The organism is Xenorhabdus sp. IM139775, from assembly GCF_028598745.1.
GTDB lineage: Bacteria > Pseudomonadota > Gammaproteobacteria > Enterobacterales > Enterobacteriaceae > Xenorhabdus.
Map to the genome: position 1 here is coordinate 94,366 of NZ_JAQRFK010000001.1, position 24,287 is coordinate 118,652.

19 protein-coding genes and 2 pseudogenes are annotated in these 24,287 nt (G+C 46.7%); 10 read left to right on the top strand and 11 right to left on the bottom strand.

Annotated elements, in window-relative coordinates; all coding sequences use genetic code 11:
* Positions 1–33 precede the first annotated feature (33 nt).
* From PSI17_RS00420 to tpx, 4 genes are all read right to left on the bottom strand, one after another.
* Positions 34–1,107 carry a pentapeptide repeat-containing protein gene (locus tag PSI17_RS00420; RefSeq protein ID WP_273550047.1) on the bottom strand — a complete coding sequence of 358 codons (1,074 nt, stop codon included), beginning with the start codon at positions 1,105–1,107 and terminating at the stop codon, positions 34–36.
* On the bottom strand, positions 1,104–3,695 hold the full coding sequence (locus tag PSI17_RS00425; RefSeq protein ID WP_273550048.1) for a DUF2169 family type VI secretion system accessory protein: 2,592 nt from the start codon (positions 3,693–3,695) through the stop codon (positions 1,104–1,106). The genes PSI17_RS00420 and PSI17_RS00425 overlap by 4 nt, the downstream gene beginning before the upstream one ends.
* A 29-nt stretch (positions 3,696–3,724) precedes the next feature.
* On the bottom strand, positions 3,725–5,641 hold the full coding sequence (locus PSI17_RS00430) for a type VI secretion system Vgr family protein (RefSeq protein WP_273550049.1): 1,917 nt from the start codon (positions 5,639–5,641) through the stop codon (positions 3,725–3,727).
* Positions 5,642–6,128: 487 nt separating this feature from the next.
* Positions 6,129–6,632, bottom strand: a complete 504-nt coding sequence (tpx, locus tag PSI17_RS00435; RefSeq protein WP_273550050.1) for a thiol peroxidase — start codon at positions 6,630–6,632, stop codon at positions 6,129–6,131.
* Positions 6,633–6,912: 280 nt separating this feature from the next.
* Here tpx and zntB point away from each other — a divergent pair, with 280 nt between their 5' ends.
* Positions 6,913–7,896 carry a zinc transporter ZntB gene (gene zntB / locus PSI17_RS00440; RefSeq protein WP_273550051.1) on the top strand — a complete coding sequence of 328 codons (984 nt, stop codon included), beginning with the start codon at positions 6,913–6,915 and terminating at the stop codon, positions 7,894–7,896.
* 301 nt (positions 7,897–8,197) lie between these two features.
* Here zntB and ttcA read toward each other — a convergent pair.
* The 6 genes and pseudogenes from ttcA to PSI17_RS00465 all read right to left on the bottom strand — a co-directional run.
* Positions 8,198–9,046 (bottom strand): annotated as a pseudogene (gene ttcA / locus PSI17_RS00445) (tRNA 2-thiocytidine(32) synthetase TtcA); the annotation flags it as partial.
* 238 nt (positions 9,047–9,284) lie between these two features.
* Positions 9,285–10,256, bottom strand: a complete 972-nt coding sequence (locus tag PSI17_RS00450) for a thioesterase domain-containing protein (RefSeq protein ID WP_273550053.1) — start codon at positions 10,254–10,256, stop codon at positions 9,285–9,287.
* A gap of 68 nt (positions 10,257–10,324) precedes the next feature.
* Positions 10,325–10,417 (bottom strand): annotated as a pseudogene (locus PSI17_RS17355) (hypothetical protein); the annotation flags it as partial.
* Entirely contained in the window at positions 10,413–10,709 is a 297-nt protein-coding gene (locus tag PSI17_RS00455; protein WP_273550054.1) for a hypothetical protein, read from the bottom strand. The gene PSI17_RS00455 and the pseudogene PSI17_RS17355, both read right to left, overlap by 5 nt.
* On the bottom strand, positions 10,690–11,193 hold the full coding sequence (locus tag PSI17_RS00460) for a condensation domain-containing protein (RefSeq protein WP_273550055.1): 504 nt from the start codon (positions 11,191–11,193) through the stop codon (positions 10,690–10,692). Before PSI17_RS00460 ends, PSI17_RS00455 begins: the two co-directional genes overlap by 20 nt.
* Positions 11,118–13,832: a non-ribosomal peptide synthetase gene (locus PSI17_RS00465; RefSeq protein ID WP_273550056.1), complete on the bottom strand. Its 2,715-nt coding sequence runs from the start codon at positions 13,830–13,832 to the stop codon at positions 11,118–11,120. The genes PSI17_RS00460 and PSI17_RS00465 overlap by 76 nt, the downstream gene beginning before the upstream one ends.
* A 901-nt stretch (positions 13,833–14,733) precedes the next feature.
* Here PSI17_RS00465 and PSI17_RS00470 point away from each other — a divergent pair.
* A complete protein-coding gene (locus PSI17_RS00470) occupies positions 14,734–15,066 on the top strand; it encodes a DMT family transporter (RefSeq protein ID WP_273550057.1) in 333 nt (110 codons plus the stop codon).
* 148 nt (positions 15,067–15,214) lie between these two features.
* Positions 15,215–15,505, top strand: a complete 291-nt coding sequence (locus PSI17_RS00475; RefSeq protein WP_273550058.1) for a putative hemolysin — start codon at positions 15,215–15,217, stop codon at positions 15,503–15,505.
* An 888-nt stretch (positions 15,506–16,393) separates the two neighbouring features.
* Here the strand turns inward: PSI17_RS00475 and PSI17_RS00480 are convergent.
* Entirely contained in the window at positions 16,394–17,047 is a 654-nt protein-coding gene (locus PSI17_RS00480) for a LysR substrate-binding domain-containing protein (protein ID WP_273550077.1), read from the bottom strand.
* A gap of 3 nt (positions 17,048–17,050) precedes the next feature.
* Here PSI17_RS00480 and PSI17_RS00485 point away from each other — a divergent pair, with 3 nt between their 5' ends.
* From PSI17_RS00485 to PSI17_RS00515, 7 genes are all read left to right on the top strand, one after another.
* Complete coding sequence (locus PSI17_RS00485; RefSeq protein WP_273550059.1) at positions 17,051–18,226, top strand: MFS transporter; 1,176 nt, start codon at positions 17,051–17,053, stop codon at positions 18,224–18,226.
* A gap of 398 nt (positions 18,227–18,624) precedes the next feature.
* Positions 18,625–20,055: a gamma-aminobutyraldehyde dehydrogenase gene (locus PSI17_RS00490; protein ID WP_273550060.1), complete on the top strand. Its 1,431-nt coding sequence runs from the start codon at positions 18,625–18,627 to the stop codon at positions 20,053–20,055.
* Positions 20,056–20,070: 15 nt separating this feature from the next.
* Positions 20,071–20,844 (top strand): nuclear transport factor 2 family protein, encoded by a 774-nt coding sequence (locus tag PSI17_RS00495; RefSeq protein ID WP_273550061.1) that lies wholly within the window; start codon positions 20,071–20,073, stop codon positions 20,842–20,844.
* A gap of 53 nt (positions 20,845–20,897) precedes the next feature.
* Positions 20,898–21,653: a FadR/GntR family transcriptional regulator gene (locus PSI17_RS00500; protein WP_273550062.1), complete on the top strand. Its 756-nt coding sequence runs from the start codon at positions 20,898–20,900 to the stop codon at positions 21,651–21,653.
* A gap of 35 nt (positions 21,654–21,688) precedes the next feature.
* Positions 21,689–22,441 carry a cache domain-containing protein gene (locus PSI17_RS00505; protein ID WP_273550063.1) on the top strand — a complete coding sequence of 251 codons (753 nt, stop codon included), beginning with the start codon at positions 21,689–21,691 and terminating at the stop codon, positions 22,439–22,441.
* Positions 22,442–22,477: 36 nt separating this feature from the next.
* Positions 22,478–23,764: a 4-aminobutyrate--2-oxoglutarate transaminase gene (locus PSI17_RS00510; protein WP_273550064.1), complete on the top strand. Its 1,287-nt coding sequence runs from the start codon at positions 22,478–22,480 to the stop codon at positions 23,762–23,764.
* Between the two features lie 131 nt (positions 23,765–23,895).
* Positions 23,896–24,264: a DUF805 domain-containing protein gene (locus tag PSI17_RS00515; protein ID WP_273550065.1), complete on the top strand. Its 369-nt coding sequence runs from the start codon at positions 23,896–23,898 to the stop codon at positions 24,262–24,264.
* Positions 24,265–24,287: the final 23 nt, after the last annotated feature.

Sequence of the window (24,287 nt, forward strand, 5' to 3'; positions counted from 1 at the left end):
CGTGAGAAAATTTCATCATATTGATCCTCCAGATTAAATCTTACGTTGGCGTTGTTGTGTGCTCCACTCTTCGGCAGCAAATAATTCAGGATCATTTTCCAATATGCCCTGACGATCAGTGAATAGTGCCCCTGCCTGTTGAATACGATGAAAAAGGGTTCTCATGAACTGGGCGAAACTGAAATCACTTTGATTAACATTGGCATAGGAAAGATCCGCATAGGCCATGTCGCAGCCAACAAACTGTGCGTTGACAGCCCGTACTTTTTGCATGATGGCCTGTTGAAGCTGACTTTGCCGGAAATCCGTCCGTTCAAGGCAAGCATCAATAAAAATCGCTTCATTAAACAGGCTGCGATGGCAACAAGCACGGGTTAAATCCGCGTTGATAAATAACGCTTGGGTTGCATTGACATCCGAGAGTTGGGCATCTTGCAGCTTGCTTCCCTGAAAGTTGCAATGGGTTAACATTGAACCATTAAAATTGACGGCATCAAGTTGATTATCCGTGAACTGACATGCCTGAAATTGCAGTTTTTGATAATTTTGACCACGTTGATCACATTCAAAAAAAACAGTTTTGACGAACTGACTGGCATAAAAATCGGTTTTTCTTAAATCCTGCCGAAAAAATGTGGTCAGAAAAAAGCGGCTATTACGTAATATTGCGTAATTCAGCACTGAGTTGATAAATGTCACGCGCTCAAATTCACTATCAATAAAATCGGCATATTGAAGGTGGCAGGCCAAAAATTGGGTACTGTTTTGTTTTGTGGCGTTGAATTGTGTCTTGTTCAACCCACATTGGTTGAACAGACTCGCGTTCAATGTGGCCTTATTGAAGGTGGCGCGTATCATATTACATTGCTCAAACAAGGTGTTTTCACATATGGCCGAGTTGAAGACAGCTTCTTCGAACAGGCATTCAGTAAAAACCGACTCTTCAAGAATGGTATGGGAAAAATCGGCATCTGAAAAATCGACCGCCCTGAACCTGCCGCCGGATAAATTTTGTCCAACCAGCGATATGCCCTGCAAATTGACTTTTTCAACGATGTCACCTTGTTTGATCCTCGTCATGACTTCATCGGCTGTCAGGGTACTCATATCACTTCCTGATCACGTTTGGGCAGGGTTTTCGTCCGTTGCGTATAGGCATGATTAATCAACGTGGTGTCGTCAATGATTGACTGGGACATATCCGTGCGAAACAGGTTAGTTTCGCGTAAGTTAGTGCCACAAAACGTACATTTCTGCATAAAAGCCCCGATCAGGTTGGCATTATTCAGAAATGCGTTTTTAAAATCCGTTCTGGCAAAGAGACTTTTGTCGGTGTTCAGATACTGCATATCGGCCAATTGGCAGTTGGCTTCGCTCAGGTCGCTGTTATTCAGTGTTGCCGAGCGGAAAGAAGCCTGCACCAAAGGCATCTGGCGCAAATTACATTCCGTCAAGGTGGCACAGCAGAAATCTGCCTGATTCAGCACACTTTTCAGGGTAAAGACACAGTTTAGCAGTTTGGCTGAGCGGAACCGGATCGCCTCAGCTTTGGTTTCTACCCATGAGCAATTTTCGAGCGTCGCGTGATCAAAAATGGCGTTTTCCAATAAGCATTGATTAAAGGCGACTTTTTTTAAGCTGGCGTGGTTAAATTTCAGTGAAGGCAGCGTCATTTCAAAAAAAGTACAGCTTTGCCACTGCGAATGCTGAAAACGACAACCTTTGATAAAGGTGGTTTGCAGGAACAGGTCGGTGAAGACCGCCTGGTGAAACCGGCAATGAGTAAACAACGTTTCCTGCAATTGCGTCTCTTTAAAACTTGCCGCTGAAAAATCGCTTTGTTCACATTTTGCCTGTGTCAGGCTGGCATTATCCAGTTTTGCCCCATAGAGAGAGGCGTGGCATATCTCCGTTCTGGCCAGCATGGCTTCACTGAAATCAGCACCATCCAGTTGACTGTTATTGAAACAGGCACTTTCCAGCAAACTCCGGGAAAAATCGGCACCCCGCAGATCCATGCCCGATAAATCGGCTCCCGTGAAGTCCATTGCCCTGAAATTCCCGCCTTCCTGCATAATGCGTTGAACCCGCTTACGAATAATTTGTGACAGGTTACCCGTCAAACGCAGGGCAGGCGGTTGTGCTTGTACCGCAGCCAGATACATTTTGTGGAGGGATTGCTCAAGTTGCGCCAGCTTCTTATCGCTGGTTTCCATTGATTTTTGTTGATCTTGTTTTTGCTGATCGTGCTGTTGGTGCAGCATATCCCGTATTTGATGGAAATTTTGTGGCCCCCGGAGGAGATGTTTCATGGCAATGGGATCGACCTCAATACCTTGTTTTTGAGCCGCGGCACGAATTTTTTCCCATTGCTGCTCGGCTGCAAGATGTTGTTGAGCTGCGTCTTGCTCTATTTTGTGCACAAACTCAGGTAACTCAGCCGGTTTGGGATTGGAAAGTGGTTCAATGGGGTGAATGAGTGCACTGATATCCTTCCCATATTTTGCCATGCGCTCCTTTTGTTGCTCGCGCAGGCGTTTCTCGCGATTTTGCAAGTTCGTTCCCAATGGGCTGGTATTTTCCGGTTGTTCTGTATCCACCCACGAGCCAATGATGCTTTCCGGGATCAGATCCTTTTCCCGGAAAGAATATAATGCGCCTTTGGCTTTATCCGTGCGCTGGTTGAGTATTTGCAGATAATAATTTTCAGAGTACGCTGCGTGACTGAGTTCCATCGCAGAGAGCATTTGTAACACATCAGTGGCATCATCTTCATTAACCGGCACGCTGCCGTGCCAAATCAGGATCATCTGTTCCAGATGCGGGAAAAACCACACCGTCGTGTTGCGCATGACGATTTCTTCGAACACTTCTTCGTCAGCGCGCAGTCGTTTGATAAAGCAACGCGCTTGCCATGGCGGGAGCTTCCCTTCTTGTATGGGTTTTTCAGGATGCATATTCCAGATGCGCCATGCTGCCTGTTCCGGCAGTGCGTTATAGTGCTCCCACCATTGATCACGGGGGGCAGAATTAAATAACCGCCAGTCGATATCACGGGAAAAACCCGGAAATTCATTTTCCAGCCACTGTTTGTCATATTTTTTACCGATACGGGTGAAACGACGTGGCCACATGAATCCCAGCGGACAAAAACTGGCAGGGTTGGGGGTATCCCGTGGTGACAAAAGCTGTCTGTTTTGCGCTTCTATATTGGGTAACCGATGGATCTCAATACCATTTTCCGGTGCTTCTGGCGTAAAACCGATACCGTGTGGATTTTCTTCATAATTTTTCCCGCCGAAAGCCCGGCTCCAATCCAGTCGCATCTGTTCAAATTTCTGCGGCTGAGAGGGTCTATCATTAACCCAATGGCGATCGCCGGAAACCATCAGCGTCTTATCCAACTCCTCTACCTGAATGCGTGCACAGCAAGCGGTTTTATCGGTCTGGTGATGGGTATAGGCATAACCCGTCGCCAAAAATTCCGCGGAAGATTTGGGCATGGCAAGATCGATAATGCCATTGCAGGTTTTCAATTCAGCGTCTGCAAGTTGCCAAAGTTCTGGCTCAGGCCGTAAGCGAGGGGTGGCGCCCATATCGGCTAAGGCCATAATGGAAACTCCCAGATAATTGTGTTGCAGCCAGCGATAAGGGCGATGCAGTAGACTTAAGCGCAGGGGTTTGATGATTTTCATTGAAAAATCTCGTAGGAATTTTTAAGCACTTAACCCAATTGGATAAGCACTGATGTTATAGCAACGTTGGCTGTACCTTTAATGTCCAATTTTGTATTGGATGTTAAGGTAATTTGACTTGCTTTAAACTCGGCGGTTCCTGTTACTGATTCATTCTTATTTCCTGTAATACTCAATTTGTAATTACCACTGATGCTTTCAGTCGAATTACTGCCGACATCTAAGCAATAAGAACCGCTGATTTTTTCTGATTTATCACCCGTAATATCGGATTTATATCCGTCAGCAATCGTATATTTAATGCCGCCACTGGTGACTTCGACTTCTTTGCCATTGGTCACGGTGGTCTTTTGTTTATTCTTGATCTCTGTGGTACATGCACCGTCAATGGAAACGGTTTGATCATTTTCCACCGAGATTTTCATATCTTTTTCAGCGTGTATTTCAAACGACTCTTTGCCTTTGGCATCATCAATCAACAAATAACTGGTATTCTCTTTTCCGCCTTCCAGACTCCGTGACATGATCCCCATTTTGCTGGCTTCTGCGGGTAAGTCCCAAGGCGGCATATTGTTTTGGTTGAAATTACGTCCCACGACGAGCGGTTTGTCCGGGTTATTATTAATGAAACTGACGAGCACTTCTTCTCCCACCCTCGGCACCTGTATTGCCCCAAACTTTGCGCCTGCCCAATGATTGGATACCCGTACCCAACAGGAACTCTTATCATCTTTTGTTTCACTTCTGTCCCAGTGAAACTTGAGTTTGACTCGGCCATATTCATCGGTCCAGATGGTTTTGCCACTTGCGCCGACAACGATTGCCCGTTCAGTACCGGCGATTGGCCACGGGGTCAGGCGAGGAGCGCGCCAGTTCACTTTGGCGGGGATAGCGGTGAACTCAGTGCTGATGATTTTTGTGCCGTCAGTATCCGATGCTGTTATCCCTGCAATATAGGGGGTTTCATGCAGTTCATAATGGGCACTGATAATCAGATAGTCACCGTTATCGCTGTCCCGTAAGGCTTTTGATAAGGTGAAGGTATAACCCGGGGCAATGCCTGATTCTATGCTTTTCGCTTTTATCGACTGACTTTGTGCCGTACAGGATTGCTGGAGTATTCGAACATAGAATTGCCCTTGCGCATTATCGGTATAATTCCCCGGCCACTCAAACAGCTCTGTTTTGGGGGCGTTGGTGTCCGGATTCTGTTGTGTTTCTTTTAACTGTGCATTTGGCTTAAGAAAGTTATAGTCATTCATTGTATAAAGTTTTGGCGTAATTGAATAACTGACCGTCCAGCCATAAAGATAATGTTTGTCTTTGCTCCTGGGCGGAAAATGGTTCGGATAATATTCAAGCGAAGCCTGCTCAGGTAACGCTGAATGAGATTGAGGGGAATCAGCCAATATCAGTGTGTGATCGTTCTTAGTGTGCTGGAAATAGTAATAGATCCCTTCGTGTTCCATGAGCCGGCTCAAAAAATCGAAATCAGTTTCTTTATATTGCGTGCAGTATTCTAATGGCTGGTATTTCTCATTTAGCTCATTCTTAAACTTTACTTTATGTTTATTAAGAATATCTTGAATAATTTCCGGAACGGTCTTTTTCTGCCAGATTCTGAAATTTTTGTTTAAAGTGAGAATAAACAAAGCAGGTTGGATGATAACTTTATATAAGTAGTGATAGGTATCATAATAATCACAGATAGTCGCTTCGCGGACAACACCACTGAGAAAGCGGGATTTTTCTGAAGTATTTGCCGGGTTCTTTATTTCTATTGACATGGGCTTGTTTCGTAACCCTTTGATGTCAATATCTTTCTTTTCACTGAAAAGCTCAACTTCAAAACTATAAATAGCGGATAGTTCTTCTTTTCCTTTTAAGGACCTAAAAAGTAAGGTGTCATCACCAAGTGAAGAGTGAGCAATAATGATTTTTTCCATAAAAACCCCTTGTGCAGCTAAAGCTACCGCATGACCCTTGAATGAAGGTTCAGAAAATAAATCAAACTATCTTATCTACTGAGCTATGTCTGAGCTGACGGGTAGCTAAATAGATTCATGGCGTTATTAATCAGAAATGAAATATTTCATATGGTAAATTATTTTGCAACAAGATTATAACTAATGTTTATTTAAAGTTGGTGATGGTATTTTTTTGTTAATATAATGTGAGTGATTAAAGAATGGGCGGTCACTGGTGTGATGATGAATACAATACGTTGATTTAAAACTATTTTTCAGGGGTAAGATGAAGGGAGCTGGTTTAGGCTGGAATGCCTGTTTTGAGTCGTGGGATGATCTTATATAAAATGAACCAGCGACGATAAAAGATCATGGTGATTTTATCGTCGCCAGCCAATAAACTTTTAAAAACAATGCGTTGCTGTGTTAAAAAACAAGAGCAATGTGACTGTTAATCATAAAACAATTATTTCAATACGGCCAATGCACTGTCATAGTCAGGTTCATTGGTGATTTCATCGACTAACTGGCTATAAATAACCTGATTATTTTCATCCAGCACAACGACAGCACGTGCAGTCAATCCACCCAATGGCCCTTCACTGATTGCAACGCCGTAGTCTTCCTGAAATTCCCCGCCACGAAGTGTAGAAAGCGTGACAACATTAGACAGACCTTCAGAACCACAGAAACGCGACTGGGCAAACGGCAAATCCGCTGAAATGCACAGGACGACAGTATTGTCTACTTCGCTGGCGAGTTGATTGAATTGACGGACAGATGTGGCACAAACACCGGTATCAATGCTTGGGAAGATATTAAGCACCTTACGTTTACCTGCGTAGTGGCTCAATGTGACATCAGCAAGATCTTTAGCAACGAGCGTGAATGCTTTTGCGGCCTGACCTGCTTGTGGAAAATCTCCGTTAACGGTGATATCACCACCTTGAAACTTGACTGTTTGTGTCATGGTTTAATCCCTCTATAAAGTAAACTGCGTCGCCAGTGTAAAGGAATAGTGCGATCTTGCCCACAAAAAATAGAGGTAATATTGAAGAAATGCGCTACCTTCCTTTAATTAACAATGTCTTATAATATTGTTCAAACCGTGGTTAAGAGGATACCCGATCACCAAACCTGAAGATGTCACCTATAGTCATACCATGTAAGTCATACCATGTAGAACAGCAAGAAACCCCCATTAAGCATGAAGATCAAGCATGAAAATCAGGTACAAATAAGGAGCAGATGTGGAAACGATCTATGGCTCGGTATTTAAAGGTTCAAATGCCATTGATGCCTGTCAGTTAAATGGCAAGGGCGGTATAACGGCATTTGGGGACGATTCACTCGTCACGGCAGAACAGCCAGTGTGGCAACATCTTGATTATAAAAATTCGGATAGTCATCAATGGCTCATGAATACCACCTTGCTATCACCCCCGGTAAAAGAGGGGTTAGTGAGTGAAAGTATTCGTCCAAAGGTACTGCGCACAGGTGAAGGCACTTTGATTACCCTGAGAGCGGTGAACCGCAATGATAATGCGCGTCCCGATCACCTCGTTTCGTTTCGCATCTATATTAATGACAAAATGATTATCTCCAGCCGGCACCGGAAAATTCACTGCATCGACCAAGTACTGGACGATCTGCGCAACGGTGTGGGGGCGAAAAATACCGGTCATTGGCTGGTGGAAATCACCGGCGCCATTACTGATGAAGTCAATGACTTTATTGAAGAGCTGCATGATAACCTGATTGAGTTTGAAGATGGTATTTTGGAGCAAAAAGTGCCTGGTCGTGGAGAATTAGTTTTGCTGCGTAAGCAGTTAATCGTCCTGCGCCGGTACATGGCACCACAGCGGGATATTTTTATTCGTTTAGCCAGTGAGCAATTACCTTGGATGAGTAATGAAGAGCGTCGTTTAATGCAGGAAATTGCTGATCGATTGGGAAGGGGAATTGATGATCTTGACGGTTGTATTGCCCGAACCGCTGTGCTGGCAGATGAAATCAGTTCCATGATGGCAGATGCCATGAACCGCCGTACTTACATGATGTCCCTGTTGGCGATGGTATTCTTGCCAACGACCTTTTTGACCGGGTTATTTGGTGTCAACTTGGGGGGCATTCCTGGTAATGCGTATCCGTTTGGGTTCGGCTTATTCACGCTTTTGATGTCACTTTTGATTGGGATTTTCGCGTGGTGGTTAAGGCGAAGCAAATGGTTGTAGCATGATGATATTTTGCCCGCTGCGGCCATTAATACTGCCGGATTTGAGATAGGTCAATGTTCGGTGCCCGCAATTCAAGCAAGATAGATCCCGCAGGTGAATACAACGTTGCTCAATGAACGTTGTGCTCCATCATTGTCGTCTTTCTCATATTGAGTTTCAGACAGAATAATTGCTCATTAATTATGCCGATGCGGGTTCGAGTATCGGCAATTTTTTTGTCAGCAGCCTGTTACCAAGGCTGCTTTGCGGGGCATTAAATGTTTGTCACATCGATAAACAGGTTTTCATCAATGTTGGTTGATGATACGACAGCTTCGTTAAACGCATACTCTTCTCTTTCTCCCGTACGATCCAACGGTAAGTTAACAAAGTCGAAAAGGGTTTTGTCTGCTAATTGGCTGGGGCTAACATTTTGAACAGATTTGAAAATACTCTCTACTCTGCCCGGTGTTTTCTTATCCCATTCTACCAGCATCGCTTTAATGGCTTGGCGCTGTAGGTTTTCTTGCGAGCCACATAAGTTGCAGGGAATAATGGGGAATTTTTTATATTCCGCATACATCATGAAGTCGGCTTCCCGACAATATGTCAGCGGCCTGATGACGACATTCCGCCCATTGTCAGAGCGTAACTTTGGCGGCATCGCCTTCAGGCGGGCGCCATGGAACATATTCAGGAACAGCGTTTCAACGATGTCATCAAGATGATGACCGAGGGCAATTTTGGTGGCACCGATTTTTTCTGCAAAAGAATAGAGCGTGCCGCGACGGAGTCTTGAACACAACCCGCAGGTCGTTTTGCCTTCAGGCACCTTCTCTTTCACCACGGAGTAGGTATCTTTATCGACGATATAGTATGGAATATCCAGATTTTCAAAATATTGGGGTAAAATATGCTCAGGAAAACCCGGTTGCTTTTGATCAAGGTTTACTGCAACGACTTTGAAATTTATGGGTGCCGCTTTTTGCAGATTCAGCAGGATATCTAACATCGCGAATGAATCTTTGCCGCCACTGATACATGCCATTACAACATCATTATCTTCAATCATATTGTAATCAATAATCGCATTACCAACGTTTCTCCTCAGGCGTTTCTGGAGTTTGTTGAACTCAAGTGTCTCTTTTCTCGTGTCTTTTTGATTCATTGCGACTTCTCACATTGCCGATGGTATCGGCTATCGATTTCCTATATGGGCTTTTGGCCGGAGGGGGATTATACGGATTTTTCTTTTTATTTGAAACCGATCGCTTGAAACTGATCACTTGAAACCGAGCACCCGAAACCGATTTGTGCCTGACCAATTCCGGCGTTATGTTGAGCGTTACGGGTTCTCGTATTTCCCTGACTCTCCGCCACGCGGGGAGTCAGGGAGTGGGCAATAATTAATGATTATCCTTCATTGACAAGGTATTCATTATTTCTGTACTGATAATGGGAACAGACTCAATCATATTTTCATGATAACAATCCTCAATCATCTTAATGACCAAGGGATGAACTGCCCATGGCGAAATATTATTATCCGGTATCTTGGCGATTAATTGACTCATTGCAAATCCAACGCCTTCTTTATGATGCGGGCTGGCTTGGCCTGCTTTAAATAAAGTGATATTGGCATACGATAACTTTCCGCTTAAATGACAGTCTGCTATTCCTGATTCAAACGGTATTGCGGCCAATACTTTATTGATATAAGTTTCTCTTGCGCCCATATCCTGCAATTTTCGGGTCACTTGACGATAGGCACTTGATATATCTAATTTATTCCTGAGCGCTTTTATCTCATCAGTATTCATGACCGTATCTAATAAAAATAACTGGATTTCTTTTGCACCGAGTTGTTCTAATTGAAAGGCAATTTCCATCGCCAACTGTCCTCCCAATGACCAGCCTAAAATACGAATCGGTTGATCAATGGCCGTTTCGGTTAAGATCAACTTCATGTAGATCCGGGCTATTTGTTGTAATGAATCAATATGATTGTCTGTGCAAAGATTATAATTATCGATGCCGATGCAGTTAACTCTGTCAGATAACGCATTTGCCAGCGGTTCATACACCTCACTAACCCCCTGCGCACGGCACAGGTGTTTAAGTTGCCCGTAAGTGTTGCCCTGTACGATGAGCGCTTGTTCGGCCGGTTTTTCAACGGCTTTTATCCGGGTTAAATCAACGCGGTGAGTTAACAGGGGGGCAAGATCGTTGGCTCCCTGAAATAGTGCTTTGTGTTCAGCCCAATATCTCTCCGATTCAGCCAGATGCGCCAGATAGTATTGCTGGGTGGCCAGATAAGCCTGTTCGACGACGAGCTGAGGCGTTTGTCCCCGCACCAGTGTGTTGTAATACTCATGCACGGCCTGTAAATCGGGCCACTCCAGCCGTCAGTGATCATGTGATGTTGCGAGATCAGCACTGTGGTTAACTGTTCATGCTGTTTAATTAAAGTGAAACGAATTAAACCCGGCTGGCTTAAATCAAAGGGCAGGGTACGGTCATGTTGTTGGATCGCATCAATCGCCTGATTGCGCCTGTTGCCGGCTGGCGCTGATCACGGAATTAAGTGCCTGCCCGAAGGCGGTGATAAATATTTGCGTTTGGGTTTGTGGCAAGCGTGAGCTGATACTGAATTGCAGCCGACCCGCTTGGATCAAGCCATTGATATCCAGCAATAAATGGCTGTCGTTCTCGTTGGCCATGACTGAACCGCAACCGTCATCGATCAGGGTCCAGTCCTGATGGCGGGGTTGCCCGGCTTCACCACCCAATTGGCCGAGTTGGCCGAGATAGTTAAAACTGACAGCTGGCAAATCGTCGGTCAGGTAACATTTCGGTGTGATAACCTGAGTTGGCTTCATGGAGCAGGATGTCTGTCAGTTTGGCTGATAAATTCAGCCGATGCGGGTTGGCTTCGCCCATCACCGGATAAGTTTCTTTTCCGGCCAGCACACCCTGCCAATAGGGTATTTCATCTTGATGCTGTGCGGCATGGCGGTGAACAGCAGCGACCCATTGCCGATAGCTGCTGGTTTTTGCCGGCAGGGTTGTTCCCTGTAGTAGCAAGCGCATATCTTCCGCAATAATCCGCCAGGACACCACGTCGATAATCAGGTGGTGAAAGGCGAAAAATAAGCGGGCACTGCCGTCGGCATATCCGGTCAGGTGAGCGGCTTGCCATAGGGGGCCGTGATGGTAATCAAAGCCACTTTGCCATTGGGTCAGTTGCCGGTGTAATTCCGTTTCTGTGTATTCACCGATATGGCAGTGCCGTAATGCCGGCAACCAAGACGACATGGCCGGCGGATAGCACTGACGGTACCGTCCGGCCGCCAGCGCACCCGATCGCCGGTTTTATACAGGCGGGTATAACCCTGCGCCTTGTCTTCGGCGGTGGCTAAGGGATTTTCCACAAAACGCCCGGCAGTCAATTCTGGACGATTCCGATATCCCCGCGCCAACCCGGCACCGCCGATATACAACTCGCCGGGGGCACCAATCGGAGACAGTTTGCCGTCATGATTAAGGACATACAGGCGGGTATTATGATGTGCTTTACCAATGGGAATGCGGCCACTCAATTCACCCACGACATCAAAGTGCGTGACATCATTGGTGGTTTCTGTCGGGCCATAGAGGTTAATTAACGTGCCTGAACCACGATTGATGGCGTTAAACGCGCTGACATGGGACATCGTCAACGCCTCTCCGCCACATAAAACATAACGGATCGTGTGGGGTAACGGCTGCCCTAAATCCCGTAAGGTTTGGCAAAAAGCCCCTAACATGGACGGAACAAATTGCACCACTGTCACGCCGGTTTTCTGTATCAGTTGATATAAGGTTTCGGGCTGTCGATGGATATCCGGTGAAGCCATCACGATACTGGCACCCACCCAGTTGGCGGCCAGTAGCTCCCAGACGGAGGCGTCAAAAGTATAAGGGATTTGTTGCAGCACCTTATCTGATGCGGTTAATGGATATCGGGATTGCATCCAACACAGGTGATTGATGACATTTTGATGGGTTAATTCAACGCCTTTTGGTTGTCCGGTCGTGCCAGAGGTATAGATAATGTAGGCCAGATCCGTGCTTTTGTTTACCGGCAGCAAATTTGCTGCGGATTGGTTTTGGGTGACTGTCCGGTCATCAATGGCTAGCAGCGTTGGCCGGATTGGCAAAGCCCGGGTACATTTCTCCAGGGGCGTCAGGTGGCGTTGCTGGGTCAGCAGGCACGGGCTGCCGGTGTCTTCCAGAATAAACTGCACGCGCTCCGGCGGATATTCCGGCGAAACCGGCACATAAGCGCCGCCGGCTTTCAGCACCGCCAGAATACTGACCACCATCTCCAGACTGCGGTCAAGGTAGAGGGCGATAGGGGTATCGGCTTGCATCGGTACATTGCGTTGCTGCTGACAGCGTTCGCGTATTACAGCGGCAAGCTGGTTTGCCTGTTCGTTAAGCTGACGGTAGGTCAGGGTTTTATCTTCGAATATCAATGCCACATGATGAGGGGTAGCCGTCGCCTGCATCTCAAACTGCTGCTGCAAAATATTATCTTGCGGGTAGGGAACGTCGGTTTGGTTCCAGCTATGCAGCAGGGTGTGGCGCTCCTGCGCTAATAAAATAGGTAATTCACTGACGGGTAAAGCGGGCGAGTCAAGCAACGCCGTCAATAAGTTCTGCAATCGCGCAAATATTCTGTTTATATCTTGCTGACTAAAATATTCCCGTAAGTAATCTATCGTGATGATGAGTTCTTGATCATAGCCAACGTCTTGCAATCGAAAAACAATAGGATCAGTATTCAATCCGCCATTGGCATTATAATGCTGGGCTTGGTTGATTTCAGCGGCTGATGCTGAAAACCTTTCATAGAAGATAAAGATATTGGGTAAAGCCACTCCGTGGTTATGAGCCATGCGAACCAAGTGAGAATGAGGAAATTGGCAGTGGCGATAACTCTCTTTCAGCGCGAATTCCATTCGGTGGATCTGTTCAATGACACTGACTGTGTTGGAAACATGGCAATGTACGGGATAAATATTTGCCTGCATTCCCACAACATATTTCTCTAATGTTGTCTTTCTGCCATGAGTAATGGTATTAAACGTTAATGCTTGTTGTCCTGTCAGCGCCGACATCATCATGATGACCAGACTTGAAAAGACGGAGAGAAGATTCGTTTTATTTTTTTCACAAAAAGCACGTAAATCGGCTTTCATTGAAAGGGGTAATCTCAACGCCTCGCTGTCAGAACCCGTATTTTGGTAATAAGGGGTTAATTGATGTATATCGTTTTTTGTTAAAAAATCATACCAATAATTTTTATCCTTTTCGTAATGAAACGAATTCAGGTATTCTTTTGCTCTCTCTATGGTGTCTAAATATCGCGGAATTTCTGCCAGCCACGCGGTGGATGTTTTATTTTGCAGGCAGGCGTACAGCTTATGGATATATTCGTGGAACCGGAATAAGCCGACGCCATCAATCATAATATGGTGAAACTTAGTGAAGAAGTAATATTTTTCGCGGGTAAGACGAATCAATGCGGCTTGATACAGGATCTCATTGCGAAAATTAATGGCTGTCTCCATCTGTTGCTGCATCCAGAGTTTGGCTTTTTTTTCAGGAGCAGGCTGCATGGCAAAATCATGGAATAGGACTGATTCAGGATCACCCTGATTCTGTATATATTGGGTTGCTTCGTGATCCGAATTAACTGATATGCGTAACCTCAGTATATCAACATGTTGGTGCAGTAATTGCCATGTTTGTTGCACAATGGCCATATCAACGTTCCCTTCCATTACGGTATACCAACCCAGGTTGTGCAATAGGGGGTTTTCATGGAGGGTTTGTTCGTAAAATACATCCTCTTGAGCGGGATGAAGGTGATATAAGTTCGCATTCAACGAACCTTCATGTGTTCTCATAATCAATGATATGAATGCATTCCGTTTACAAGTTATTTGTAATTTTTGATACAAATGAATAGATTTAAGCGCTTGCCTACCTTAATTTATTTGTTCTGTAGCGTTAATCACGCTCAGTACGCTATATTTTGTTTTTACAACTTCGAATATTATTTTTAATAGGTATTAGCATGTTCTATCAGGGTATCATTACAGCTAATCTCGCAACCTTTCAACACTCTCCCTTATACAAAATGGTTAATACTCAATCGGCCAATGGTTAAAGTTTTATTTCTGATATATGATATATTCAAGTATACATCCTTATCACCTGCCTGTTCCGCTCAAATTATTTTTCCAATAATAGTCATTATTTGTTATTTATTATCCCGTGGTCATGATGCGATGGCCATGGATTCATGATCATAACGCCTTGAGCTTTAATAGTGATTATCATTTTGATTGAAGTCTATAATATTTTTTATTTGACAGGTTTATGTTTTTTGAATTACTCATGGATACAAGGCGATATAGCTCAAATTCTTCGTGGTTATTTGTTATTATTTTATCTTTCATTATGGTTTTTTATTATTCTGAATAACTTTCTATTCTTTTTTTATATTAAAACAAATGATTTCTTTAAGTTATTTTTCCGAAGGGTTATTCATGAGTTTCATGTTGTTTTTATTAAGTGCAAAAGGGAGGTAAATTTATTGAAAGGAAGGTTTGTGACTTAAAGATTGATATTTTTCTTTATTTGATTAAATCACTCTCTGTGAAATATATCCCTGATGATCTTTCTGTTGCTGATAAAGATAATCTAAGCACCACATTTCTTTAAGGCATTGTATTTTAACTTATGGTAAATTGGGCGGTTTTTGGAAAGTTTGGTCTATCTTATCATTTGGGCTTGGTGAGCAATATGAATGTGTGGGGTTATTTGTTTATCGCGATTTTGTCGGAAGTGATAGCAACAACAATGTTAAAAACGGCTGATGGCTTCACTCGCTTAGTGCCATCTATTGTTGTTGTATTGGGATATTGCTTATCGTTCTGGGCGTTATCGCAAGTTGTAAAATCGATGCCCTTGGGGATTGCTTACGCGGTTTGGTCTTGCCTTGGTATTGTTTTAGTTTCTATTGCAGGGATATTTTTATATCAACAAAAATTAGATTTACCGGCAATCTTTGGTATTTTGCTTATTATTGCGGGTGTCTTAGTGATAAATTTACTTTCTAAAAGTGCAGGGCACTAATCTATACCCTATAAACGTCAAGTTGCCACTCGTAAGACGAAAGCCGCTTATTATCTCCCCGCCGCGCGGGGAGATAATAAAGGCAGCGTGAAGTACGACGGGTATATACCCAAATCAATATTAATCCGATACTTAAACGGGAATCGATATGTTGTTAAAGCGAGGAATTATCCTTATCAATCTGTTGCTGGTGAGCACGATATTGGCGGGTTGCAGCGGGCATCAAACAGACACTTCATCCAGCGGCTACCCACATTATCAATATTCTGATCTGGGCATTAACTTGAGCAGGGATGCCAGTGAAAATTGCTCTGATGCCGGAGGCATCCCGGCATTAACCCAGCAATTGAATGGGCAGCAAATTCCTGTTTGCCAACTGGCAAATGGTCGCCGCTGCAACGAACAGGCTTTGCTGGAGGGCGGGTGCACCTCGTTTTGATTTTTTATGCCAGAGGCGGCTGTCGTTTAGATGGCGGGTTACACCTGATTCGGGTGAATATTCGGTTGTAAATGCCAATGCGCCCCTGAACCAAGGTGATTTTTCCAAAGGGATTGGTAAAGCGGGCATCGTTCCAATAATTCATCATGGGTACCGCTATCACGCTGATATCAATGATGATGTAGAACAGACTCAGTAACGGTATGCTTTTAAATATCCCACGGCGGAAGTAACCCTTAACATTCAGGGGTTTTTTATTAGGGGCATACCACTAAATTGGACTCTATCTGACAATCAATCTGAAAAGATGAAAGTTTGAGAACCAGATAGAGTTATGACTCAGTTTGTATTGGGGTTAAAAATAGCCATCCTATACACAAAGAAGAAAACCACCAGTTATAATATTAAATCCGCATAGGTCCGCACATGCTTTCCATTCCGGGCTACCAACAGGAAATTCCGCCGTGCAAGTAAAGGCATAAGTCTGGGTTGAAGCGAGAATAGTCGTGGCTGCCAACAGGCAAAGAAGAATGTATTTTTTCATTTTTATGGCTCCATATCTTATTGACTGCATCACTATCACAAAGACTGATAGCGCCAACAAAGTTGATAAACCCATTTCCACCCAATAACAAGCGAATAATACTTAACTATCAGTTACCCCATGAAACTGAAACAATTATTCCTTTATCCGTTTGATGGAACACTTATCCGTTGTTAAAGAAACTCGCTCCGATACTAATCGCCAGTATGATCTGATTGATGTTCAGCGCCATTATGGTGGGTGCCGAAGGTTTATAACATATTGAAACGTATGGTAATGCTTAAATAAATTTAACTTATGAAAAATAAGGTGCATAAAAACGCTGAAATCATGATAACGGATATTCAGCTTGTTGATGATGGGCGAATAATTCGCTGACTATGCTGTCTGATAAAATCGATAAAGCAGCGTAGTCGCGGAGAGAGTGCCTGATTACGGTAATAAACGGCATTGATAGGTTGCTTATGATCATCAGTGACTCCGGTTAGGATCTGCCGGAATTCACCACTTTTCCGCATTTCATAGGTCATAAAATCTGACAGACAGGCAATACCAACGCCTTTCCGTACTAAATTACACAAAATCTCACCACTATTGGCGGCTATCGTTGGCGTGATTTTCACCCTTTTTTTCTCACCCTGATACAGCGGCCATTCATTAAGAGATTCTGGCGATGTGAAACCGAGTAAGCAGTGTTGCTGTAGTTCATCTACGTTTTTCGGCTCACCGAAGTGTTGCAGGTAAATAGGGCTTGCCAGTATACGCAACTGGCTATAACCCAACAGCGTGGCATGCAGGGAAGAATCTGCCAAAGATCCAATACGAAATGCAATATCCGTTTGCTTTTCCAATAAGTTGGTTACGCCTTCATAATTGGTCAGCTCCAACGAAATCTGCGGGTAAATTTCATGAAATTGTCCGATAAGCGGGTTAATCACATGCAGACGGAATGGTGTTGCGGCATCTACCCGTAATGTGCCGTTAAAGAGACAGAGGATCTTATGCGTTCAAATACCGCACTGTTTTCGTTGTCAGTCGGTGCCTTCGCTATCGGGGCAACGGAATTTTCGCCGATGGGGATGTTACCGGATATTGCTTCCGGCTTGTCCGTTTCGATTCCTACCGCCGGTATACTGGTGATGACCTATGCACTGGGTGTGATGCTGGGTGCACCATTCATGACGTTATTACTGATTAAGCGTTCCCCCAAAGTGGCGCTGATTTTCCTGATGAGCCTTTTCACTGTAGGAAATATCCTATCGGGATTGGCAACCGATTTTACTTGCTTAATGATTGCACGCTTTGTTACCAGTTTAAACCACGGGGCATTTTTTGGTATCGGCGCACTGGTTGCGACACGGGTAGTGGAAAAAGGTAAAGAGGCCAGTGCCATTGCCAGCATGTTTATGGGGATGACCATCGCCAATATTGGCGGTGTACCGTCAGTGACCTGGTTATCGCAGATGATCGGCTGGCGCGAAGCATTTCTGCTGATCAGTGCATTAGGCGTGATGACTATGATTGCATTATTGCTGACTCTTCCCCGAAATATGCCGGGGCAACCTTTGCATCTCAAAAAAGAATTACAGGTATTAAGCCGGCCTAACGTATTAATTGCCTTATTGAGTACGGTCCTGGGTGCCAGTGCGATGTTTACGCTTTATACCTATATCGCGCCACTGATGATGACTATTGCAAATACTCCACCGGCACAAATCAGTATCATGCTGGTATTTGTCGGACTGGGGTTTACATTAGGTAATTATCTTGGCGGAATATGGGCTAATCGTTCGGTTTCCATGACACTTTTCGGCTTATTTACACTGTTGGCTGTCAGTATGATGTTGCTTCCGTTTATCGGTACGGACAGTATCAGTGGCGGCATCATGTTAGTGATCTGGGGGATCGCCAGTTTTGGTGTGGTTCCTCCGTTACAGGTAAAAGTGATGCAGGTTGCCTCTGAAGCTCAGGCGTTGGCCTCATCGATTAATGTGGGAGCGTTTAATCTGGGTAATGCCATTGGCGCAGGATTGGGGGCAAGTGTGTTGTCACTGGGATTCGGGTATTCCGCTGTCAGCTACGCTGGTGGGTTTGTCGCATTATCCGGCCTGTTATTATTGCTGATCACAACCCCAAAACGGGGGACAGTGAATGCAGTTTGCCGGAAAGATCTCTGATAAGTAAAAGCACCTGACTTGGCTATCTAACAATGCTATCAGGCATGGGTTGCCTGATATAGCTGAATCATAATACCAGCACTTCAATAACAGGGCTGAGTGATGAGATGGGCTACACAGGTTGTTTTCTCAATTGCAACAGTGCAATAACACGAACCGGATTGAGTCCGTTGGTTTGTGCGTACTATTTTGCACTGTCCAGACCGTAATATAGAAATCCTCGATCCTACTCACAGATTTAAACTTCTTTTCCTGATGGAAACGCTGAAAGTTACTCGTATGTATATAAATTACCATGTGTTTTTACATTTTTGCTACAAATTTGACATTAATGTAACCGTTAAATATATTAAATCATAGGTTATGTTTTATACGTTTAATCCATCAGGAGGTAACTAATGCCGATACCAACGCTCAGGCATTTCATTCATGGTCAGTATCTTGAGTCTAAAGGTTCCGAATATTTTGATTTGATAAGTCCGGTCACGGGTAAATCTTATGCGCGTTCTCCTAACGCGGCCGTGGCGGAGGTTGATGAGGCTTATGCAGCGGCTAAAGAGGCATCTAAAATATGGGGACGCAGCACGCCTTCGGCACGTCAGCAGGCGTTGCTGGCGTTAGCTGATGCGGTGGAAAAAAATGCGGATCGCCTGATTGAGTCGCAAAGCCGCAATACCGGGCAGCTCAAGCATTTGATTGCTTCCGAAGAAGTTGCGACGTCGGTGGATCATATCCGCTTTTTCGCCGGAGCCGCGCGTTTTCTGGAAGGCAAGGCCACTGCTGAATATCTGCCTGAGATGACCACCAGTATTCGGCGTGAACCGCTGGGGGTGGTGGGGCAGGTTACCCCGTGGAACTATCCGTTGATGATGGCGGTATGGAAGATAGCCCCTGCGCTGGCAGCCGGTAATACCGTGGTGCTTAAACCGAGCGATACCACGCCGGAGAGTACCCTGTTGCTGGCTGAACTGGCCGCGCCGTTCTTCCCCGCGGGTGCTTTCAACGTGGTGCTGGGTAATGCCAGCGCAGGTGCTTTGGTCGTTTCACACAAAACGCCGGCGATGGTTTCCATCACGGGTTCCGTGCGTGCCGGCTTGCAGGTGGCCTCTTCGGCGGCGGCGAATCTCACCAGAGCGCATCTGGAGTTGGGGGGCAAAGCACCGGTAGTGGTTTTTGCCGATGCGGATATCGACAAAGCCGTGGAGAACATTGCTACCGCAGGGTACTTCAACGCCGGTCAGGACTGCACGGCCGCTTCGCGCGTGCTGGTGCATGAATCTGTTTACGATATTTTCGTCACTAAACTGGTCGCCGCAGCGAAGGCCACCCGTTTTGGTGATCCGGACGATAAAGAGGCGCTGTATGGGCCGTTGAATAATATTCGCCAGTTGGAACAGGTCAAAGGGTTTATTACGCGTCTGCCCACCCATGCCCGTATCGAAACCGGCGGCCGTCAGGCCGATCGTGCGGGATATTACTTTGAACCGACGGTGATTACCGATCTGGAACAGCATGATGAAATGATTCAGACCGAGGTTTTTGGTCCGGTGATTACCGTGCAGAAATTCCGGACAGAACAGGAGGCTATCGGGAAAGCTAATGATGTGAAATACGGGTTGGCCTCCAGTATCTGGACCCGCGACCACGGGCGCGCGTTGCGCCTGTCCCGTGAGCTTGATTTTGGCACTGTCTGGATTAACACCCATATTCCTTTGACGGCAGAGGCACCACATGGCGGCTTCAAGAACTCTGGATACGGTAAGGATCTGTCGGCTTATGGTTTCGAAGAATATACCCGCATCAAACATGTGATGAGTTCCAACGACTAAAACAGGATATCCATAATGAATCAAAATAGATCCTTAAATGATCTGGTGTTGCGTGCGCACCATGAGTTGTTTACTGAGCGTGATGTGGGAGCACTTGAGCGTTATTTCGCGCCGAATTTCATTGAACATTCCCCGTTGGTCAAAGAGGGGCTTGCCGGGCTGCGTGAGTTGGTTCAGACACATCCCGAACTGCACCATGAAACACATCGTGTCCTACAGGACGGTGATCTGGTGGCTATCCACGGCCGTTTTACCGGGTTAGACGAGCAGCCGCTGGTCGGTTTTGATTTGTACCGGGTTGCCGATGGCTTAATCGTGGAGCACTGGGACGGCTTGGTGCCACAGTCCGCACCCAATGCCAGTGGCCGAACGCAGTTAGACGGCCCGACGGAAACCGGCCATCACCATGACAGGGAGAAGAACCGCGAACGGCTGGTTAATTTTTTCACCCGTACCCTGATCGAAGGGCATTACGCTGAGTTTGGCAACTACACCAACGGTGAAGCGTTTCGCCAACACAGTCCCGATATTCCTGATGGTACGGCTGCGCTCACTGCGTTTCTTCAGCAACTCAAGGAAGAAGGACGGGGCCTGCATTATGCAAAAATCCACCGTACCGTCGCCGACGGGCAGTTTGTCCTGAGCCATTCCGAGGGGAGTATTGCCGGGGCACGCCACAGCTACTTTGAGCTGTGGCGCATTGAAAACGGCAAAGTGGCTGAGCTTTGGGATGCTATCACCCCAGTACCGGAAGATGCGCAAGCGCTGCATCGTCACGGCATTTTTTAGCGTTGTTTGCAGACAGGCTGAAATCTTATGTCATTTCAGTCAGGAATTAGAGAATGACAGCATATTCCATCATCTATGCACCGCTCGATCAGGCGACCCGGACCGAACAGGTTGTGGAACGTTTAAGTAACGCAATTATCTCCGGGATATTACAGACTGATGAGCAGTTGCCTAACGAAAATGAGCTGTCGCGGCTGTTAGGGGTGTCACCGGTAACTGTCCGTGACGCCCTGAATACACTACGCGCCAGACAGTTGATTGATACCCGGCGCGGACGTCATGGCGGTAGTTTTGTGTGCCAAGTCTCGGTTGAGGCAATGCGAAAATATCACCCGCTGCGGCTGATGGCTTCCGGCGAACTGGCCGATTTCAGCGAGTTTCACTGTGCCGTGATTGGCCACAGTGCGAGGTTGGCGGCGCAGCGTTCAACACCGGGCGAACTGAATAAACTTGGGCAACTGATTGATAGCTTTGCGGCCGCGACGCAACCGGATGCCCGTATACAGGCGGATATGCGTTGCCTATTGACTCTGGCATCCCAATCACAGTCGGCGAGGCTTGCCAATCAGGAACTGGCGATTCAGGCCGAATGGATCCCTTTGATCGTGCATCTGTACCGGGAGACTGCCGTTCACAGTGCGGTTGTCACTGTCTGGCGTAAGCTCTTGGCTGCTCTGTATCAGGGTGATGATTTAGCCTGTTACCAGCTAGCGCAGAAGATGATTACCCAAATTACTGACCACCTGCTTGAATGCAAATTGCGTGTGGATACTGATGCGCCATTCTTGCGGGGATCTAATCACGAGTAATGCGGTTGTATTCATCTCAGGAGAGGGAGAGACATATGTACAACGATATACACGTAGAACGGGCTAAACGCATTCTGGACGATATTCTGGTCACCGCGCAGCAGGCCACTGCTACGCTGGCGGATAAGACCGCGCGGCTTTTATCGGGGCTGCCGTTATATCATGCGGAAGGGATCCGTTTGGCGCGGGAGCAACGCGGCGCATTGCAAAAACATATCCACGATGTCCTGCGTAACAACGTCTGGTGTAACGGTGCCGGCTTTGCCAGCTATGCCGTAACGGAGGCGGCCGGGGAGGAGGAGGGTTACTGGACGCTGGAGTGGTGGCGTCAGGAAGGGGAGACCATTCAGCGTGCACAGTTGGAACACAATCAGGCACAGCGCAGGCGGCTGGATTTCCGGTTGTTTGAGTGGTTCCGGCAGCCGGCCAGCCGTCATCTTCCCGTGATTGACGGTCCTTATGTGGATTATGTCTGCAACGGTGCCTATACGATGACGGTAGCCCATCCGGTGCTTATCGGTGAGGCGTTTGTCGGTGTTGCAGCGGTGGATATGCTGGTTTCGACGTTGGATCGGTTACTGCTGCCGGCTCTGGGCGCTATCGGTAAACCGGCATTGGTGATTAATGACGATGCGCGTGTCGTGACTTCAACCGTGCCGGGAATGCGTTCAGGTTCGCTATTGAAGTGCCAAGACGTTAATCAGCCAGCCAATGGTGAATTCCCTTCACTGCGTCTGGTGATCCTGCCGCCCTCACACATTGAATCACACAGGGCATCTGTCGGTTGAAGCCCGCTTATTCGGATTACTCAGGAGCTCTTATTTATGACTGAATCTATGTTAGCCAAAAGGCGCAGTGCGGCTATCGCAAAAGGCGTTGGCGTGACCACGCAAGTTTATGTTGAGCGTGCGGAAAATGCTGAGATCTGGGATGTTCAGGGGCAACGTTATATTGATTTTGCTGCGGGTATCGCCGTGGTCAATACCGGCCACCGCCACCCGCGCGTCATTGCCGCCGCCAGAGAACAACTGGAACAGTTTACCCACACCTGCCATCAGGTCGTGCCTTATGAAAATTACGTCGCGCTAGCCGAACGACTGAACCGTCTGGTGCCGGGTCATTTTGTGAAGAAGACCGTTTTTGTGACCACCGGGGCTGAGGCCGTAGAAAATGCCGTCAAGATCGCGCGTGCGGCTACCGGGCGCAGCGGTGTGGTGGCTTTCAGCGGCGCTTTTCATGGCCGTACTTTCCTTGGTATGTCATTAACCGGCAAAGTTGCGCCATACAAAATGGGGTTCGGCCCACTGGTCAGCGACGTTTATCGTGTCCCGTTCCCGGTAGGGCTGCACGGTATCAGCGTGGAACAGACGCTGAATGCGCTGGAGACTCTGTTCAAAACCGATATTGAACCCACGCGCGTCGCGGCCATCATCATCGAACCGGTACAGGGTGAAGGCGGTTTCTATCCTGCGCCTTCCGAACTGCTCAAATCCCTGCGCGAAATTGCCGATCGCCACGGCATTGTACTGATTGCCGATGAGATCCAGACCGGCTTTGCGCGGACGGGCAAATTGTTTGCCATGGAACATCATCAGGTTGCGGCCGATCTGACCACAATGGCAAAAGGTCTGGCGGGAGGCTTCCCGCTGGCGGCGGTAACGGGACGCGCAGAACTGATGGATGCGGTGATACCGGGAGGTTTGGGCGGTACTTATGGCGGTAATCCGGTGGCGATAGCGGCTAGCCATGCGGTGCTGGATGTGATCGAAGAAGAGAAGCTGGCTGCGCGTGCGACGCAGTTAGGCGATCGGCTAAAACAATGTCTGCATGAACTGCGGCCGCGTGTCCCGCAGATCGCGGATGTGCGCGGGCTTGGGCTGATGATTGCGGTGGAGTTTAATCGTGCGGGCAGTCAGGAACCGGATGCCGGTTTTACCAACGCGGTGCGCCAGAAAGCGCTGGAGCGTGGTCTGATCCTGCTGACGTGCGGTGTGCAGGGTAACGTGATCCGTTTCCTGCCACCGCTGACGATACAAGATGATGTTTTTGACGAGGCGCTCAACGTTCTGGCGTCTGTGCTGCTCGATCTGAACGGTAAAGCGGGAACGTAATGGCTGGGGGCTTCTTACTGGCTACTGGCGGACGGTAAAACGCAGAAAGCCGTCATGCTGGCGCAGGGATTAATCCCAAACGAGTGTGACGGCAGAAGAAACCGCTGGTTAACAAGAGAGAACAGATAATAATGTACTGGTATTTGACTGTATTAAAGAATTATACTTGTTTCAGGGGGATAGCACCGCGTAAAGAGTTCTGGTATTTCGTTCTGTTTCAGATCCTGGCTGTTCTCATCATTTCTTTCCTGGAAAGACTGTTTGCTGTTGCCAATCCTGAAATTTATATAGGCTGGTTCAGCACTATCTATCTGCTACTCACATTTTTACCCGCGTTGGCGGTAAATGCCCGCCGTCTGCACGATATTAACTATAGCGCCTGGTGGCTACTGTTACATCTTATTCCGTTTGTCGGCACTGTTATCTTACTGATCCTCGCCACCTTGAAAGGGCCGGCGGGCAGCAATAAGTACAGTTCAGAAAACAGGATCCACTCATAAGGAAATCCCCGGGCCAGGTTAAC